15 protein-coding genes are annotated in these 16,562 nt (G+C 70.5%); 8 read left to right on the plus strand and 7 right to left on the minus strand.

Translation table 11 applies throughout. The features are described 5' to 3' along the window. The first annotated feature begins 10 nt into the window (after positions 1-10). From V1227_RS17995 to V1227_RS18005, 3 genes are all read left to right on the plus strand, one after another. Positions 11-1,189, plus strand: a complete 1,179-nt coding sequence (locus tag V1227_RS17995) for an RtcB family protein (RefSeq protein ID WP_329793731.1) — start codon at positions 11-13, stop codon at positions 1,187-1,189. Positions 1,190-1,260: 71 nt separating this feature from the next. Further along, on the plus strand, positions 1,261-1,845 hold the full coding sequence (locus tag V1227_RS18000; RefSeq protein ID WP_236223336.1) for a hypothetical protein: 585 nt from the start codon (positions 1,261-1,263) through the stop codon (positions 1,843-1,845). Beyond that, positions 1,838-2,404, plus strand: coding sequence for a hypothetical protein (locus V1227_RS18005; RefSeq protein ID WP_329793732.1), 567 nt, complete (start codon positions 1,838-1,840; stop codon positions 2,402-2,404). The genes V1227_RS18000 and V1227_RS18005 overlap by 8 nt, the downstream gene beginning before the upstream one ends. A gap of 92 nt (positions 2,405-2,496) precedes the next feature. Here the strand turns inward: V1227_RS18005 and V1227_RS18010 are convergent, their stop codons facing one another. The 5 genes from V1227_RS18010 to V1227_RS18030 all read right to left on the minus strand — a co-directional run bounded on the left by V1227_RS18010 (position 2,497) and on the right by V1227_RS18030 (position 8,848). Further along, entirely contained in the window at positions 2,497-2,838 is a 342-nt protein-coding gene (locus V1227_RS18010; RefSeq protein ID WP_329793733.1) for a hypothetical protein, read from the minus strand. 341 nt (positions 2,839-3,179) lie between these two features. Further along, the gene (locus V1227_RS18015; protein WP_090102693.1) at positions 3,180-3,947 is read right to left on the minus strand and encodes a GntR family transcriptional regulator; all 768 of its coding nucleotides are present in this window, start codon (positions 3,945-3,947) and stop codon (positions 3,180-3,182) included. A gap of 31 nt (positions 3,948-3,978) precedes the next feature. After that, positions 3,979-4,764, minus strand: a complete 786-nt coding sequence (locus tag V1227_RS18020; protein WP_329793734.1) for a glutamate ABC transporter substrate-binding protein — start codon at positions 4,762-4,764, stop codon at positions 3,979-3,981. 217 nt (positions 4,765-4,981) lie between these two features. Beyond that, the gene (locus V1227_RS18025; RefSeq protein ID WP_442916538.1) at positions 4,982-7,657 is read right to left on the minus strand and encodes a bifunctional acetate--CoA ligase family protein/GNAT family N-acetyltransferase; all 2,676 of its coding nucleotides are present in this window, start codon (positions 7,655-7,657) and stop codon (positions 4,982-4,984) included. A gap of 18 nt (positions 7,658-7,675) precedes the next feature. Further along, the gene (locus V1227_RS18030; protein WP_329793736.1) at positions 7,676-8,848 is read right to left on the minus strand and encodes an acetoin utilization protein AcuC; all 1,173 of its coding nucleotides are present in this window, start codon (positions 8,846-8,848) and stop codon (positions 7,676-7,678) included. 100 nt (positions 8,849-8,948) lie between these two features. Here V1227_RS18030 and V1227_RS18035 point away from each other — a divergent pair, with 100 nt between their 5' ends. After that, positions 8,949-9,551 carry a hypothetical protein gene (locus V1227_RS18035; protein ID WP_329793737.1) on the plus strand — a complete coding sequence of 201 codons (603 nt, stop codon included), beginning with the start codon at positions 8,949-8,951 and terminating at the stop codon, positions 9,549-9,551. A 42-nt stretch (positions 9,552-9,593) separates the two neighbouring features. Here the strand turns inward: V1227_RS18035 and V1227_RS18040 are convergent, their stop codons facing one another. Further along, positions 9,594-10,445 carry a sulfurtransferase gene (locus tag V1227_RS18040; protein ID WP_329793738.1) on the minus strand — a complete coding sequence of 284 codons (852 nt, stop codon included), beginning with the start codon at positions 10,443-10,445 and terminating at the stop codon, positions 9,594-9,596. A 78-nt stretch (positions 10,446-10,523) separates the two neighbouring features. Here V1227_RS18040 and V1227_RS18045 point away from each other — a divergent pair, with 78 nt between their 5' ends. From V1227_RS18045 to V1227_RS18060, 4 genes are read left to right on the plus strand one after another with little or no spacing between them, the layout of a single operon-like run. After that, a complete protein-coding gene (locus V1227_RS18045) occupies positions 10,524-11,219 on the plus strand; it encodes a metal-dependent transcriptional regulator (RefSeq protein WP_329793739.1) in 696 nt (231 codons plus the stop codon). Next, on the plus strand, positions 11,216-12,391 hold the full coding sequence (gene galK / locus V1227_RS18050; protein ID WP_329793740.1) for a galactokinase: 1,176 nt from the start codon (positions 11,216-11,218) through the stop codon (positions 12,389-12,391). The genes V1227_RS18045 and galK overlap by 4 nt, the downstream gene beginning before the upstream one ends. 36 nt (positions 12,392-12,427) lie before the next feature. Next, positions 12,428-13,390, plus strand: a complete 963-nt coding sequence (galE, locus tag V1227_RS18055) for a UDP-glucose 4-epimerase GalE (RefSeq protein ID WP_090102823.1) — start codon at positions 12,428-12,430, stop codon at positions 13,388-13,390. A 6-nt stretch (positions 13,391-13,396) separates the two neighbouring features. After that, entirely contained in the window at positions 13,397-15,394 is a 1,998-nt protein-coding gene (locus tag V1227_RS18060) for a S9 family peptidase (protein WP_329793741.1), read from the plus strand. Here V1227_RS18060 and V1227_RS18065 read toward each other — a convergent pair. Further along, on the minus strand, positions 15,364-16,398 hold the full coding sequence (locus V1227_RS18065; protein WP_329793742.1) for a DUF4192 domain-containing protein: 1,035 nt from the start codon (positions 16,396-16,398) through the stop codon (positions 15,364-15,366). The two genes, V1227_RS18060 and V1227_RS18065, sit on opposite strands and share 31 nt — an antisense overlap. Between the last annotated feature and the right edge of the window lie 164 nt (positions 16,399-16,562).

Raw genomic sequence — 16,562 nt, forward strand, 5'->3', positions numbered from 1 at the left:
CCTCGGTGTCATGGCAGCAACGTTGGTCCGCGGCCAGAACGTGGACATCCGCATGTGGACTCGACCGCACGAGGTCGAGGAGTTCGCCATGCGACAGCTCCAGAACATCTCCTCGCTGCCGTGGGCGTTCAAGCACGTCGCGGTCATGCCCGACGTGCACTACGGCAAGGGCGCCACGGTGGGTTCGGTGATCGCGCTGCGCGACGCCGTCTCCCCCGCGGCGGTCGGCGTGGACATCGGCTGTGGCATGGCCGCCGTGCGCACCTCGCTCACGGCCAGTGACCTGCCGGAGACACTGCGCGGTCTGCGGTCCCGCATGGAGGCCGTGGTTCCCGTCGGTTTCGGTCAGCACAAGGCGACCGCCTTCACCGAGAGGGACGCGTCCGACTGGGGAACGTTCTGGAGGAAGTTCGACGACCTGACGCCTGCCGTGAAGGCGCGCGCCGACAAGGCGATGCACCAGATGGGCACGCTCGGCGGCGGCAACCACTTCCTCGAGGTCTGCCTGGACGAGGACCAGCGGGTGTGGGTCATGCTGCACTCCGGGTCGCGCGGGATCGGCAACGAGCTGGCGCAGCACCACATCTCGGTGGCGCGCACGCTCGCGCACAACTCCGAGCTGCCGGACCCGGACCTCGCCGTGTTCCTTTCGGGAACGCCGGAGATGGCGGCGTACCGCCACGACCTCTACTGGGCCCAGGACTACGCGCGACGCAACCGCGCGGTCATGCTGCGCCTGGTCTGCGACGTGCTGCGCGCCGACTTCCCGCACGTCGTGTTCGAGGAGCCGATCTCCTGCCACCACAACTACGTCAGCGAGGAGAACCACTTCGGAGAGGACGTCCTGGTGACGCGCAAGGGCGCGATCCGGGCGGGACGGGGCGAGCTGGGCATCATCCCGGGCTCCATGGGCACCGGCTCGTACATCGTGCGCGGGCTCGGGAACCCGGACTCGTTCGAGTCGGCGTCGCACGGCGCCGGGCGGAAGATGTCGCGCAACAAGGCCCGCAAGACGTTCACCGCGCAGGATCTCGCCGATCAGACAAGTGGTGTCGAGTGCCGCAAGGACTCCGGTGTCGTGGACGAGATCCCGGGCGCCTACAAGGACATCGACACCGTGATGGCGAACCAGTCCGACCTCGTCGAGGTGGTCGCGAAGCTCAAGCAGGTGGTTTGTATCAAGGGTTGATGTTTCCCGTGTGAGTGAACCGGAAAGCCTCCCGGACAGCCAAAGAGTTTGCCTGTCTTGGAGGTTTTTCCATGTCAACGGGCGCCATCATCGGCGTGGCGGTCGCGATTGTCGCGGCATTGGTGATCCTCGCTCTCGTGCTGAGGCCCGCCATGCAGCGCAAGAAGCTGCGCGACCGCTTCGGCCCTGAGTACGACCGCGTGGTCGAGCACAGCGACAACAGATCGGCCGCGGAGAAGGAGCTCGCCGAGCGGGAACAGCGCCACAGCGAGTTCGACCTGAAGCCGCTTTCCCCCACGGCGCAGGAGAGTTACCGCCGGCACTGGGCCGACGTGCAGGCCAAGTTCGTCGACTCGCCGGAGAGCGCGATCGCGGACGCGGACCGGCTCGTGACCGATCTGATGGCGGAGCGCGGTTATCCCACGGAGGGTTACGAGGCGCAGCTGAGCGTTCTGTCCGTCGAACACGCGCGGACGCTCGAGCACTACCGCAAGGCGCACGACATCTCCGAACGCCAGGAGATCGGGGAGGCGAGCACCGAGGACCTGCGGACCGCGATGGTCCACTACCGCGAGCTGTTCACCGATCTGCTCGAACGCGGCGCCGAGCCGCACACGAACCGGGAAGCCGCGCGGAAGGAGAAGACCGATGTCTGAGGCCCCCACCCACTCCGCTGGAGTCCCCACCCCCGCCCGACCGCAGCAGGGTGAGCGCGCAGCGCAGGTGGAACGGCACGTCGAGGAGCGCGTCACGCACACCGACCGCATGCCGCAGCAGGTCCAGCGCCAGGACCAACAGCGTCACGAGGACGCGCGCGCCGACCAGGCCCGTGGCGACCAGACGCGCACCGAGCACGTTCGCACCGAGCAGACCCGTGCCGACCAGACGCACGGCGAGCACACGCGTTCCGAGCAGCCGCGTCACGAACAGCAGCGCGCGGAGCACCACCGCACCGAACAGCCGCGGTCCGAGCAGCAGCCGGCCGGCAGGCTCGAGAACGAGTGGCAGGCGGTGCAGTACGAGTTCGTCGACGACCCGAAGGCGGCTGTCCGCAAGGCCGACCAGCTCGTGACGCGGGCGCTCGAGGAGCTCACCACACGGCACCGTTCCCTCACCCAGCAACTCGAGGGAAACCGTGATCCGCAGACCGAGGACTTGCGACTGGCTCTCCACCGGTACCGGGAACTGTTCAGGTCGCTGGTCGCCGTCAAGTAAGTGCTGCTGGAAGCCCCGGCGCCGCGGCCGTGACAGGTGGCGGCGCCGGCAGGCACGTCCGGACACTTCACGACTGGTGGACCACGCCCGGATCAGCTGGGCAGCTCGCGGATTTCCATCTCCAGCACGTCGATCTCGTCACTGATCGCCTCGTCGAGCATGTCGTCCAGCAGCTTGCGGCACTCCTCCGAGCCGCACCGCGGCAGTCCCGCGCCGAACCGCGGCACCTGCTCCCACCACACCGCCGGGTTGTTCCAGAACGACCCGGACCCCTGGTCGACACCTTCGAGGCAGCGCAGTCTCCGGTCGCTGGCCGGAAGCGCCCGCACGAACTCGATGAACAGGGCGAGTGCGTCGGGATTGCTCACCGGGACCGCGCCATAACCGCGCAAGCAGTCCTCGAGTTCTGCGAGGAACTCCGCCTTGAAGGACACGGCACACCCCCGCTCCTCCGCACCTTCGCGGACGTCCTGAAGTTCGTGAGAACAACAGTACCTCCGCGACCTGAGCGGGGAACGAGTGCGAACGGGCGGTATCTTCCTGAGCCCGCACGGGGTTTCCGGTGACCCGCAGTCACTTCTCCGAGCCGCCGGGCGCGCATTTCGGCACGGTGCGCGGCGCTGTCAGCCGCCCGGACGCTCCGGGTGGGTCACGCAAAGTGCGCGGCTTCCGCAACGCCGCGAAACCACGAAAACCGTTGGGGTCCGAAAGGAATTCCGCCGCGCATTCCGTTGACGGCGAAGAGAGCGCGCCAATTCCATTGTGGACGAATGCTTCAGCGGTCCGCGTGGAGCCTCGCGACGAAGCTGAACCGATCACCCCGGTACAGCGACCGGGCGCGTTCGATCGGGTGACCGCCGACGTCGTAGGAGACGCGGTGCAGCAACAACATCGGCAGCGCGGGGTTCGTGCCGATCAGCAGCGCCTCCCGGGGCGTGGCGAGCACTGTCTCGACACGTTCCTCGGCTTCGGCGAACCGCACACCGAGCCGCTCGGTGAGGCAGGCGTAGAGCGAGCCGGCGGGGTCGAGCTTCTCCGGCAGGTCCGGGAAACGCCCCAGGCTCAGGTACGTCGACTCGAGGCCGATGCGCTCGTCGTCGGCGAGCAGAACGCGTTCCAGGTGCACGACCGGGTCGCCGGGGTCGAGCGCCAGGTCGCGGGCCAGCCCCTCGTCGGCGCCGAGCTCCTCGACCGTGATCACGGTGCGGTTCGGCTCGACGCCCTGACGGCGCATGCCCTCGGTGTAGCTGACCAGGGACAGCGGCTGGACGAGTTTCGGCGGCGCGACGAACGTGCCACTGCCCTGGCGCCGGATCAGCTTGCCTTCGAGCACCAGCTCGCTGACGGCCTGGCGCAGCGTGACGCGCGAGACGGAGAACCGTTCGGCGAGCTCGCGTTCGGACGGCAGGACGGTGCCTTCGCCGAGGGTCTCGACGAGGTCGAACAGCTCGGCCTTGACCGCGTAATAGCGCGGGACTCGGCCGTGTTCTGGGATGCCCGCGCGAACGGGTCGATCAGCACGGTGCGGCGGGACGCGGTTCACGTGGCGTGAGCCTACGTGACTCCCCGTGCGATCAGGACGACAGCTTCGGCGGGTCGGGGATCTTGTAGCCGGAAGATCCGATGTTGACCTCGAGCGACTTGCGCCAGGCACCGGTGTCGATCATCTTCTGCAGCGCGGCCTGGACCTTCGCCTTGCTCGTCGGGTCGTCGCGGTGCAGGCCGACGCCGTACTCCTCCTTGCTGAACGGGTCGCCGACGACCCTCAGCAGCTCGGGGTTCTGGGCGGCGTAGCCCGCCAGCAGGACGTCGTCGGTGGTGACGGCGTCGACGTTCTCCGCGAGCAGCGCCGTGACGCAGTCGCTGAACTTCGCGTACTCGACCATTTTCACGTCTTTCGCGAACTGGTCGCGCACGTACTCGGCGGAGGTCGAGCCCGCGGTGGAGCACAGCCTCAGGTTGGCGTTGAGCGACTTCGGGCCCTCGATGCGGTTCTCGTTCATGCGCACCAGCAGGTCCTGGCCGGCGACGAAGTACGGGCCCACGAAGTCGACGATCTGCTTGCGCTTGTCGGTGATCGAGTAGGTGGAGACGACCATGTCGGCCTCACCGCTGGTCAGAAGCGTCTCCCGGTTGCCGGGCTGCGCCTCCTTCCAGACGATGTTCTCCTCTTTGACGCCCAGCTCGCCCGCGATGAACTTGGCGACGTCGACGTCGAAACCGCGGTAGCTGCCGTCGAGCCTGCGCACCGACAGTCCCGGTTGGTCGTACGACACGGCGATGACCATGCGGTCGTTCGAGCTGACCTTCCCGGCCATCGTGGACGCGTCACCACCCGCGCACGAGGCCAGCAGGAGCACGGCCGCGCTTGTTGTCGCCGCCAGGCGGAGAAGTGCTCTCGGCGTCATTCGTCCCTCTTACAGCGTTATTCCACGGGCACGCGCCCTCGCACCAAGGTCGGCGCTGCTGGGCGATGCGGGAAACCTAAGCGGCGGCAGGACGCATGTCCATACCTGGGAGCGAATGAAAACAACGGAATCGTTGCTGTAACAGTTCAGCGGCGAGACTGGCGCGGGTCTAGCGCAGACGCCTCGGACCGGCGTCGTGCAGGGACGGGGGCGGGCCGATGACTATGCGGGCGCTGCTGACGAAAGCCCCTGCGGCAGAAGCAAGAACGGGTTCGAGCTTCAGCGACCGCACCTCCGGAAGGTCCTCCGCCAACGCGGCCAAACGGAGTACCAGTTCCTGAAGTGCTTTCAGGTCCGCTGGTTCGTCACCGCGGTATCCGGTCAGCAGAGGCGCGGCTTTGGGTGCGGCAACGAGTTCCGCGGCGTCGGTGTTCGTGAGGGGTACCGCCCGGTAGGCCCGGTCGCCGAGGAGATCGCTGACCAGACCCGACAGTCCGAACCAGACCAGCGTGCCGAAGCTCGGGTCGTCCTGGAGGCCGAGGACGCAGCTGACTCCCTTGGGCGCCATGCGTTGCACGTACACACCCGGCTTGCCGGAGAGCGCCGCGAGGTCGTGGTAGGCGGCCCTGACCGACTCGCGCTGGGCGATGTCGAGCCGGACGCCGACGAGGTCGGTGCGGTGGCGCAACCGCTCGCTGGTCGCCTTCATCGCCACGGGGTAGCCGAGTTCGTCCGCCACCTCCACAGCTTCCTCCTCGCTGGAGGCGATGCGGAACGGGACGACGTCGATGCCGTAACACTCCAGCAGTGCGACGGCCTTGTGGTCGTCGAGCCGGACCTCGGACGCCGGCGAGTCCACAATGGACCTCGCCCGTTCGGTGTCGATGCCCTCCGGCCGGACGAAGGTGCCCTGCGGTGCGGCGCGCCAGCGGGCGTAGCGGACGGTGCGGGCCAGCGCGAGCACGGCCCGTTCGGGACTGGCGTAGCTCGGGATGGAGCCCTTGCCGGGCATCTTCAGCTCGTCGGGGATGCCCTCGACGGCGAGGAACGTGGAGACGATCGGTTTCGTGCTGGGCGCGGCCTCCTTGAGGGCGCGCGCGTAGGCGGCGCCGGGAACCGCGATCGGGGGCACGAAGACGACGACGAGCGCGTCGGTGTCGGGACGGTCCAGGGCCTCCTTCACAGCCTTGGCGAACTCCTCCGGCGTGGCCTGGGCGCCGACGTCGACGGGGTCGCCCGCGAGGTCGAGGTCCTGGGCGAGCAGCGTGTCGGCGGCCAGCAGGCCGATCGCGGTGGAGTTGCCGACAACGGCGACGCGCTTGCCCGCGGGCAGCGGCTGGTGGGCCAGCAGCAGCGCGGTGTCGAAGAGCTGCGCCAGCGAGTCGACCCTGATCACGCCGGCCTGCTCGAACAGGGCCTGGACGCTCGCCTCGTCGACCTTCGCGGCCGTGGCGGCGAGGCCGGGCACGACGGCGTGGCGGCCGGACTTCACCGCGACGATGGGCTTGGTGCGGCCGAGCCTGCGCGCGAGCCGCGCGAACTTGCGCGGGTTGCCGAACGACTCCAGGTAGAGCAGGACGACGTCGGTGGCCGGGTCGGTCTCCCAGTACTGCAGCAGGTCGTTGCCGGAGACGTCGGCGCGGTTGCCCGCCGAGACGAACGTGGACAGGCCGAGGCCCCAGCCGGCGGCGTTGGCGAGGATTGCCGTGCCGAGGGCGCCGGACTGGCAGAAGAAGCCCGCACGGCCGCGCGACGGCAGCTGCGGGGCGAGACTCGCGTTGAGGCGGACCTTGGGGTCGAGGTTGAGCACGCCCAGTGCGTTCGGACCGACGACGCGCATGCCGTGTGCTCTCGCCTCCGCCGCGAGCCTGCGTTCGGCGGACAGACCGTCAGGTCCCGTCTCGCCGTAGCCGGAGCTGACGACGACAAGTGCCTTCACGCCCTTGGCGAGGCAACCGTCCATGACCTCGTCGACGCTGGCCGCAGGAACGGCGACGATGGCGAGGTCGACGTCGTCGGGGATGTCGAGCACGGTCGGATAGGCCCGCACGCCGCGCACAGCGCGATGCTCGGCGTTGACGGGGTAGACGGGGCCGTTGAAGTCGGCTTCGAGGAGGTTCTTGAGGACCGCGTGCCCGATCTTGGTGGGGTCGGTCGAGGCGCCGATGACGGCGACGCTGCGCGGGTGCAGCAGGTTGTGCACGCTGCGTGCCTCGGCGGCCTGTTCGCGGGCCCTCGCGACGGCGACGGACTCGTCGGTGGGGTCGATCGCGAACTCCAGGTGCAGCACCCCCTCCTCGAACGCCCTGCTGACCTGGTAGCCGGCGTCGCGGAACACCCGGACCATCTGGCCGTTCTCGGCGAGCACCTCGGCCTCGAACCGGGTGAGCCCGACCTCCCTGGCCGCGGCGGCGAGGTGTTCGAGCAGGATGCTGCCGAGCCCGCGCCCCTGGTGCCCGTCCTCGACGACGAACGCCACCTCGGCGCTGTCGCCGTGGTGCAGCCGGTCGAAGCGGCCGACGGCGACGATGTCGTCGCCCAGCAACGCGATGAGCGCCACGCGGTCGTGGTGGTCGACGGTGCTGAACCGCTCGAGGTCGCGCTGCGGGATCCGCGGGTAGGGCCCGAAGTAGCGGAAGTACCGCGTCCGCTCGGACAGCCGGCCGTGGAACTCCCGGAGCTCCTCGGCGTCGGCCGGCGTGATCGGCCGCAGGTGGACGGTGCCGCCGTCGCTGAGGACGACGTCCGCCTCCCAGTGCCGCGGGAAGTCGAACGGGTCCCTGGCCGCGTCGGCGCTGTCTTTCGGAACGTCGTTGGAGACGCCCGTCGGGACGTCCTTCGGCACGTTGTCCGGCACTTTGTGTCAGTCCCTGGGGTCGTCGGGGTCAAGCCCATGCAACGGGAACACCGCACGGCGCGTGTCGCGGATCGCCTTGTCCACCGGCTGCTCCGCGTCGCCGCCCCACGCCTGGTACCCAGGGTCGCATCCATCAGTCATGGACGCAGGCAGAGGCCACTCGGGTGCGATCCGCGTCGCATGTGCGACCCACTCCGCCGGCAGCGGCCGGTTCGGGTCGACGTCGCGGTCCAGCACCGTCGCCAGCAGGTGCGTCCACGACCGCGGCACCACCCTGAGCAGCTCGTACCCGCCGCCGCCGAGCGCGAGCCACTTGTACCCGTGCTCGTTCACGATGTCGCGGAACGCCTGGTAGATCGCCCGGTGCCCGTCCACGCTCAGCGACAGGTCCGCGAGCGGATCCTCCCTGTGCGTGTCGACCCCGCACTGCGTGACCAGCACCTGCGGCCGGAACGCCTTCAGCAACGCGGGCACCGTCGCGTGGAACGCCCGCAGCCACGCGCCGTCGCGCGTGCCGGCGGGCAGCGGCACGTTGACCGCGTTCCCCTCGGCACCGGCTCCGCCGACCTCACCGGCCCACCCGGTCCCCGGCCACAGGCTCATCGGATGCTGGTGCAACGACACCGTCAGCACCCGCGGATCGTCCCAGAACGCCGTCTGCACCCCGTCCCCGTGGTGCACGTCGACGTCGACGTACGCGATGCGCTCCACCCCGCTGCGCAGCAACCACTCGATGGCCACCGCGCAGTCGTTGTAGACGCAGAACCCGGCCGCGCTGTCCGGCATCGCGTGGTGCAGGCCGCCGGCGATGTTGACCGCCCGGTCCGCCTCCCCCGACGCGATGGCCCGGGCCGCCACCAGCGATCCGCCGACCACCAGCGCCGACGCCTCGTGCATCCGCTCGAACACGGGGTTGTCCGCCGTCCCCAGCCCGTGCCCGACGTCCCACCCCGCCGTCGGCGCCGCCTGCACCGCGCTCAGGTAACCGGGCTTGTGCACGAGCTCGATCTCGTCGTCACCGGCCGGCACCGGCGCCCGCAGCTCGACGCCGTCCAGCACCCCGAGGGCGGTCGCGAGCCGGACCGTCAGGTCCAGCCGGACCGGGTTCAGCGGATGGTCGCCACCGAGGTCGTACCCGAGGAAGGACCTGTCCCAGACAACCGCGGCTGGCTTACCCATGCCCAGCAACCTACAGTCGCTTCCCGTCGGCGCACCTCCGGCCACGAACCCGGGACCACCACCCCGGAACCGATCTCACCGAACAGGGGTCAGAGGCGACATGCACCTGCGACCAGCCGCCGTCCTCCTCGCACTGGGCCTGACCCTCGCCACCGCCACGGGCTGCGCGGAACAGGTCCGGGGCTCGGCCTCCCCCGACCCGAACGCCGCGGAGCAGTCCACCGCGCCCTCCACGACCTCGCGGAAGCCGCGGAGCAGTGCCACGCCGTCCAAGCCGGCGGCCCCCACCGCCCAGAAGCAGGGCGACGTGAAGATCGGCACCAGGAAGAAGGCGACGGGCCTCGAGACCTGCGGCGTCCTCAAGCCCGCCGACATCGAGGCCGCGACCGGTGGCAAGTCCTCGGCGGACGGCGGCTGCATCCACACCGTCACCAACCCGTCCGCCGTCATCACGCAGCTGGTCACGGTTCCCGACGTCGTGGACCAGGAGGGCGAGAAGAAGCAGATCGACATCGGCGGCAACACCGCGTGGCAGGTCGCCGCCTCCAAGGAGGACTGCCAGGTCACCGTCATGCTGACCGACGACCCGGACGTCATCACCCCGGCCTTCTCCGTGAGCGTCCTGGCGATCGACGACCTGGACACCTGCGGCACGGCCCTCAAGCTCGCCACCGAGGGTTTCAACCGCATCCCCAACGCCTGACCGCCCCACGCCGTCAGGCGGCGGCCGGGCAGCGGCCGGGCATCAGCCGCCGGTGGCGACCTCCCGGTCCAGCGCACACCAGTTGGACCACGACCCGGCGTACAACGCCGCCGGCTTCCCGGCCGACGTGATCCCCGCGACCTCCAGCGCGAGCACGACGGACGAGGCGGTCACGCCGGACCCGCAGTAAGCACCGACAGCCGCCTCCCCCGTCACCCCGATCTCGGCGAACCGCGCGGCCAACTCGGCCGCGCCGAGCCACCGCCCGTCCGGACCGACGTGCCCGGTGCTCGGCGCGTTGAGCGCCCCCGGAACGTGCCCGGCCTTCGGGTCCACCGGCTCGGTCTCGCCCCGGTACCGGGCCGCCGCCCGCGCGTCGAGCAGCACGCCGTCTCGAGCGAGCGCCGCCGCCCCGTCCGCGTCGAGCACGGGCATCTGCCCAGGCCGCACCACGACGTCTCCAGCCGCATCACCGGTCAGCGCCGGCGCCTCCTCAGCGGTCACCGGCAACCCGGCGGCCTCCCACGCGGCGAACCCGCCGTCCAGCACCGCGACCTCGCCGTACCCGGCCCACCGCAGCAACCACCACACCCGCGCGGCGACCGACCCGTCTCCCGCGTCGTACGCGACGACTCGCCCGCCCTCGCGCACGCCCGCGCGCCGCAGCACCTCCTGCAGCAGTTCCGGATCCGGCAACGGGTGGCGCCCACCCTGACCGGGCGGGGCGGACAACTCCGTGTCGAGATCCACGTACACCGCGCCGGGCACGTGGCTGACCTCGTAGTCTTGGCGTCCGGGTGGTCCGCCGAGACGCCACCGCACGTCCAGCACGACGGTGGCCGGCTGCGCACGCAGCGCGTCGGCGAGGGCCTCAGGAGTGATCAAGGGATGCACGGCACACATCCTGCACCCGCGCGGACACCTGTGTCCCCCGGCACGACTACCATCGACACCATACGAAGGGGAGCGGGTGTGAACGACCTCATCGACACCACGGAGATGTACCTCCGCACGATCTACGAGCTCGAAGAAGAGGGCGTCGTGCCACTGCGCGCCCGCATCGCCGAGCGTCTCGGCCAAAGTGGACCGACGGTGAGCCAGACCGTCGGCCGCATGGAGCGCGACGGCCTGGTCATCGTGGCGGAGGACCGCCACCTCGAGCTCACCGAGCAGGGCCGCAACCTCGCGATCGCCGTCATGCGCAAGCACCGGCTCGCCGAGCGCCTCCTCGTGGACATCATCGGGCTCGAGTGGGAGCACGTGCACAGCGAGGCGTGCCGCTGGGAGCACGTGATGAGCGAAGCGGTCGAACGCAAGCTCATCAAGCTGCTCGGCAACCCGACCACCTCGCCCTACGGCAACCCGATCCCCGGTCTCGACAAGCTGGGCGACGGCGAGCCGGCCCCGCCCGCCGAGGCGGACCTGGTGCGCGTGGACGAGGTGGCCCGCCGCGGCGGTGGCCGCGTCGAGGTGCGCCGCATCGCCGAGCACGTGCAGCTCGACCCGGACCTCATGGCCGAGCTCAAGGAAGCCGGCGTCGTGCCCGGCAGCACCGTGGAGGTCGCGGCGCTCGCCGGCGCCAAGGTCGTCCAGGTGCGCGGCGGCAACGGCAACTCCGCAGAACTCGACCCCGCGGTCGCCCACGCCGTCCTGGTGCTCGCCCGGTGACCCAGTCGACGGCACCGGCGACGAAGGCGGCCGAGGCGTTCCAGCGCCTGCACGGACGCGCTCCCGAGGGGGTCTGGTCGGCTCCCGGCCGCGTCAACCTCATCGGCGAGCACACCGACTACAACGACGGCTACGTGCTGCCGTTCGCGTTGCCGCACCGCATCGCGGTCGCGGCGTCTCCCCGCGCCGACGGCGTGATGACCGTCAGCACGATGGGCGACGACGGCGGGTTGCAGGAGGCGGACCCGATGGTGGTGGCCGACCTAGCCCCCGGCACCGTCAAGGGGTGGCCCGCGTACCCCGGTGGAGTCGCCTGGGCCCTGCGGGAGCAGGGGATCGCCGTCACCGGAGGAGCCGACCTCGTCATCGCGGGCGACGTGCCCGCCGGCGCCGGTCTCTCGTCCTCCCACGCCCTGGAGTGCGCCGTCGCGCTCGCCCTGCTCGGCCTCGCCGGTGTCGACGCCGAGCGGCCGGACATCGCGCGCTGGGTGCAGCGCTCCGAGAACGACTTCGTGGGCGCGCCGACCGGCATTCTCGACCAGACCGCATCGCTGTGCTGCATCGAATCGCACGCCCTGTTTTACGACGTGCGCTCGGGCAAGCCGGAACAGGTCGCGTTCGACGCGGCTGCCAGCGGGCTCGAGGTCCTGGTCATCGACACGCGCGCGAGCCACGCGCTCGTCGACGGCGGCTACGGCGCCAGGCGGGCCGGCTGCGAGCGCGCCGCCGGGATCCTCGGCGTTCCCGCTCTGCGCGACGTCGACATCGCCGAGCTCGACCAGGCGCTCGTCCGGCTGCCCGAAGACCTGCGTCCGCTGGTGCGGCACGTAGTGACCGAGAACGACAGGGTCCTGCGCAGCGTCGAGCTGCTCCGCGCGGGTGAGCTCGTCGACGTCGGACCGCTGCTCTCCGGCTCCCACGCGAGCCTGCGGGACGACTACCGCGTCTCCTGCCTGGAGCTCGACGTCGCCGTCGACTCCGCCATGGCGGCCGGCGCGCTGGGTGCCCGGATGGTCGGCGGCGGTTTCGGTGGCTCGGCCATCGCCCTCGTGCCCGTCGAAAGGCACGACGAGGTCGAGCGGTCCGTGCTCGCCGGCTTCGCCTCGCGCTCGCTCACGCGGCCGAGGCTCTTCACGGCGGTTCCGTCCGCGGGCGCGGGCAGGGACCGGTAGCAGAGAACGATCTTGACCAGGAATGCGAGGACTGTGGTGAAGCTGCTCGTCACGGGCGGGGCCGGATACGTCGGCAGTGTGTGCGCTGCCAGGCTGCTCGAAGCCGGGCACGAGGTGGTCGTCCTCGACGACCTCTCGACCGGCCACGAGGACGCCGTCCCCTCGGGAGCGCGCTTCATCCGGGGTGACATCGCCGAGGTCATCGGCGATGTCCTCGCAGAAGGGTTCGACGGCGTTCTGCACTTCGCGGCGAAGTCCCTCGTGGGCGAGTCCATGCAGGACCCCGGCAAGTACTGGACGGGCAACGTCCTGACGGCGGTCCGCCTGCTCGACGCCATGAAGGAACATGGCACGCCGAAGCTCGTCTTCTCCTCGACTGCCGCGACGTACGGCGAGCCGCGGGAGGTGCCGATCCCCGAGACCGCGCCGACCGCGCCGACCAACACCTACGGCGCCACCAAGCTGGCCATCGACCACGCGATCACGTCGTACGCCGCGGCGCACGGCCTGGCGGCGACGAGCCTGCGGTACTTCAACGTCGCCGGCGCCTACGGCAGCATCGGCGAGCGGCACGCGACCGAGACCCACCTCATCCCGCTGGTGCTCCAGGTCGCCCTCGGGCAGCGCGAGCACATCTCGATCTACGGCGAGGACTGGCCCACCGAGGACGGCACCTGCGTCCGGGACTACATCCACGTCCTGGACCTCGCGGACGCCCACCTCCTCGCGCTCGAGAACGCCACCGCGGGCGAGCACCGGATCTACAACCTGGGCAACGGCACCGGCTTCTCCGTCAAGCAGGTCATCGACACCTGCCGCGAGGTCACCGGCCACCCGATCCCCGCCGTCGTCGCCCCCCGGCGCGCCGGCGACCCCGCCGTCCTGGTCGCCTCCGCGGAGCGGGCGCGCACCGAGCTCGGCTGGAAGCCCGAGCGCGCCGACATCACCGGCATCGTCCGCGACGCGTGGGAGTTCACCCGCGCCCGGCACGGAGCCTGAGCCGGGATGACCGACTTCGCCTCCTTCGAGAGCTACAACGCCACTCCGCGGCTCGCATCGCTCGCACTGTCCCCGGACGGCACCCGGCTCGTCACGGTCGTCTCCACGCTCGCCCCGGACGGCAAGACGTGGCAGGGCGCCCTCTGGGAAGTCGATCCCACCGGGGAGCGGGAGGCCGTCCGGCTCACCCGCTCCGCCAAGGGCGACTCCTCCCCCGTGTTCGCGCCGGACGGGTCGTTGTTGTTCCTGTCGGGCCGCCCGGACCCGCTCGCGAAGCCGGGCGAGTCCAACGACAAGAAGGCGCTGTGGCGCCTTCCCGTCCACGGCGAGGCCGCCGAGGTGCTGCGGCCGGGTGGCGGAGTCGGTCAGGTGCGGGCCGCCGGCGAGACGGTGCTGTTCACGTCGTCGGCGCACCGCTTCACGGAGTTCGGTGACGAGGACGACGCCAAGCGCAAGGCACGCGAGGACGCCGGGGTGACGGCGATCCTGCACGAGTCGTACCCGATCCGGTACTGGGACGCGGACCTCGGTCCTACCTACCCACGCCTGTTCGCGGCTCCTCTCGCGGACGCCGGCACCGTCACCGCTCTCAGCGAAGACGCCGAAAGCAGGCTCAGCGACGAGGACGTTGAGCTGAGCCCAGACGGGAAGTGGGCCGTTTTCGGCCACGACGTCGACGTCAGCCCCTCCTACGGTCGCCGGACCGAACTGCGGGTCGTCGCCACCGGCGGTGGCGCGCCCCGGACCATCGCCTCCGAAGAGGGCTTCTCCTTCGGTGGTGCCACGTTCACGCCCGACTCGGCCGCCGTGATCGCGATCCGGTACCGCGAGTCCACTCCGGACTCCCCACACCGGCGCGACCTCGTGCGCATCGACCTGGCGGAGGGCTCGATCACGCCACTGGCGCCCGGTTTCCAGGAGGAGCCGGACCACCCGGTGGTGAGCCCGGACGGGTCGGCGGTCTTCTTCACCGCGAGCCACCTCGGGCACCAGCCGGTCTGGCGGCTCGATCTCGCGACCGGCGAGGTCATCAAGCTGACGGTGACCGGTTACTACAGCGATCTGGTGGTGAGCCCGGACGGCAAGACGCTGTACGCGTTGCGCAACTCGGTCGACCACCCGCCACAGCCCGTGCGGTTCGCCTCCGAGGGAACCGACCAGGACCCGGAACGGCTGCGCGCGCCCGGCGCTCTCGCGTCGGTGCCCGGCACGCTCACCGAGATCTCCACGGTCGTCGCCGACGGCAGGACCGTCCGCTCCTGGCTGGTGCTGCCCGAGGGTGCCTCCGCCGACTCCCCCGCCCCGCTCCTGCTGTGGGTCCACGGCGGCCCGGTCATGAGCTGGAACGGCTGGACCTGGCGCTGGAACCCGTGGCTCATGGCCGCTCGCGGCTACGCCGTCCTGCTGCCCGACCCCGCCCTCTCGACCGGGTACGGGCCGGACTTCATCAAGGCCGGCTGGGGCCGCTGGGGCGCCGAGCCCTACACCGACCTGATGGCCATCACGGACGTCGCCGTCGAGCGAGCCGACATCGACGCCTCCCGGACCGCCGCCATGGGCGGGTCGTTCGGCGGTTACATGGCCAACTGGATCGCCACCCAGACCGACCGGTTCCGTGCGATCGTCACCCACGCGTCCCTCTGGCACCTCGACGCGTTCTCCGGCGGCACCGACAGCTCCTACTTCTGGATGCGGGAGATGGGCGACCCCCTCACCCACCCGGAGCGGATCCAGGCCAACTCCCCGCACCTGCGGGTCGCCGACATCAAGACCCCGATGCTCGTCATCCACGGGGACAAGGACTACCGGGTTCCGATCGGTGAGGGGCACCGGCTGTACTTCGACCTCGTCCGCCACGGGGTGACCGCGAAGTACCTTTACTACCCAACCGAAAACCACTGGATCCTCACCCCCGGCAACTCTCGGGTCTGGTACGAGACGGTGTGGGCGTTCCTGGCCGAGCACGTGCTGGATCAGGGCTGGGAGCGACCCGAACTGCTCTGAGCGAGCAACTGGCGGGCGCTGTCCATGTACCTCACGGCCAGCGCCCGCATCTCCGAGGGCGGGAACGCGGCGCTGACGGCGGCCCTGATGAGCTTGCTCAGCGAATGACCGGGGCGCGCCTCATCGGCCACGTCGAGGGCGACGGACGCGATCCCGCCGTCGCCGCGCTGGTAGGCGTAGAACGCCAGCAGGCACGCGGCCTCCGCACGTTCCGGTGCCGGACAGGCTCTGGTGAGCTCGAGCCACAGGCGTTCGGCGAGACGGGACCTGGCCTGGGCGGCGAACCCCAGGCTCGCGTCACGGACGTCGGGCATCACCAGGGCCCGTGCCAGTGCGACGACCTCGTCGTCCCGCAACGGACCCTTGCGGTTCTCCACCGCGTCGATCGCGTCGCTCACGCGGCGCAACTCGGTGCCGGGATCGAGATCGGCCGAGTTCGTCATGAGCTCGTCGAGCAGTGCGGACCTGCGCTCCACCGCCGCGGGTGGGTCAAGCGCGAGGATCGCCGCCATCGCGGCGCGCGACTCGAACGTCACGTTGCCCTCGTGAGCCGACGCGGCGGCGACCGCGGACAGCTGAGGGTCCGGCAGGGTGCCGTAGCAGTCGATGTCGAGGTAGCAGAGCCACTTCGCGCCCTTCTGGCACGACGGCAACCAGACGGCTTCGACGACGTCGATGCCCACGCCACCCAGCCCGTGTCTGAGCGCGGTGACCAGCGGTTCGTGAGGTAGTTCCTCGGGCACGTGCTCTGTCGGCGCGCACACGACCACGAGGATCACTTCTGTCGCGCCTTGGTCGAGCAGCGGCCCTTCCAGCTGGGCTGCCAGGAAGCCCCTATGTCGCGGGCGTGGAAGGTCGACGCGCATGGTCATGCTGACCAGGTCGTCCTTCAGCACCAGCACGACGAGCGAGTCGGACGGGTGGAATCCCATCAGGTGCGGGATCGCGGCGTAGAGCTCGGCGGCGTCGCGAACCCGGATCGGTTTCGGGAGGGTGGTGGGCATGGGGCTCACTGTGGCGGGGCGAGCCGGGTGGTGAGCCGGGATGGACGCCAGGTTGTGGACAACTCAGCGGCTGTGGACAGGTCGAGATCTTGGACCGCCCTGGAGCGGGGTTCTGTCGGAGGTGGGTGCTAGGTTGCCGTGCTCCGGTCCCCGCCGACCGGAGC

Source organism: Lentzea sp. DG1S-22 (assembly GCF_036321065.1).
Classification (GTDB): domain Bacteria; phylum Actinomycetota; class Actinomycetes; order Mycobacteriales; family Pseudonocardiaceae; genus Lentzea; species Lentzea jiangxiensis.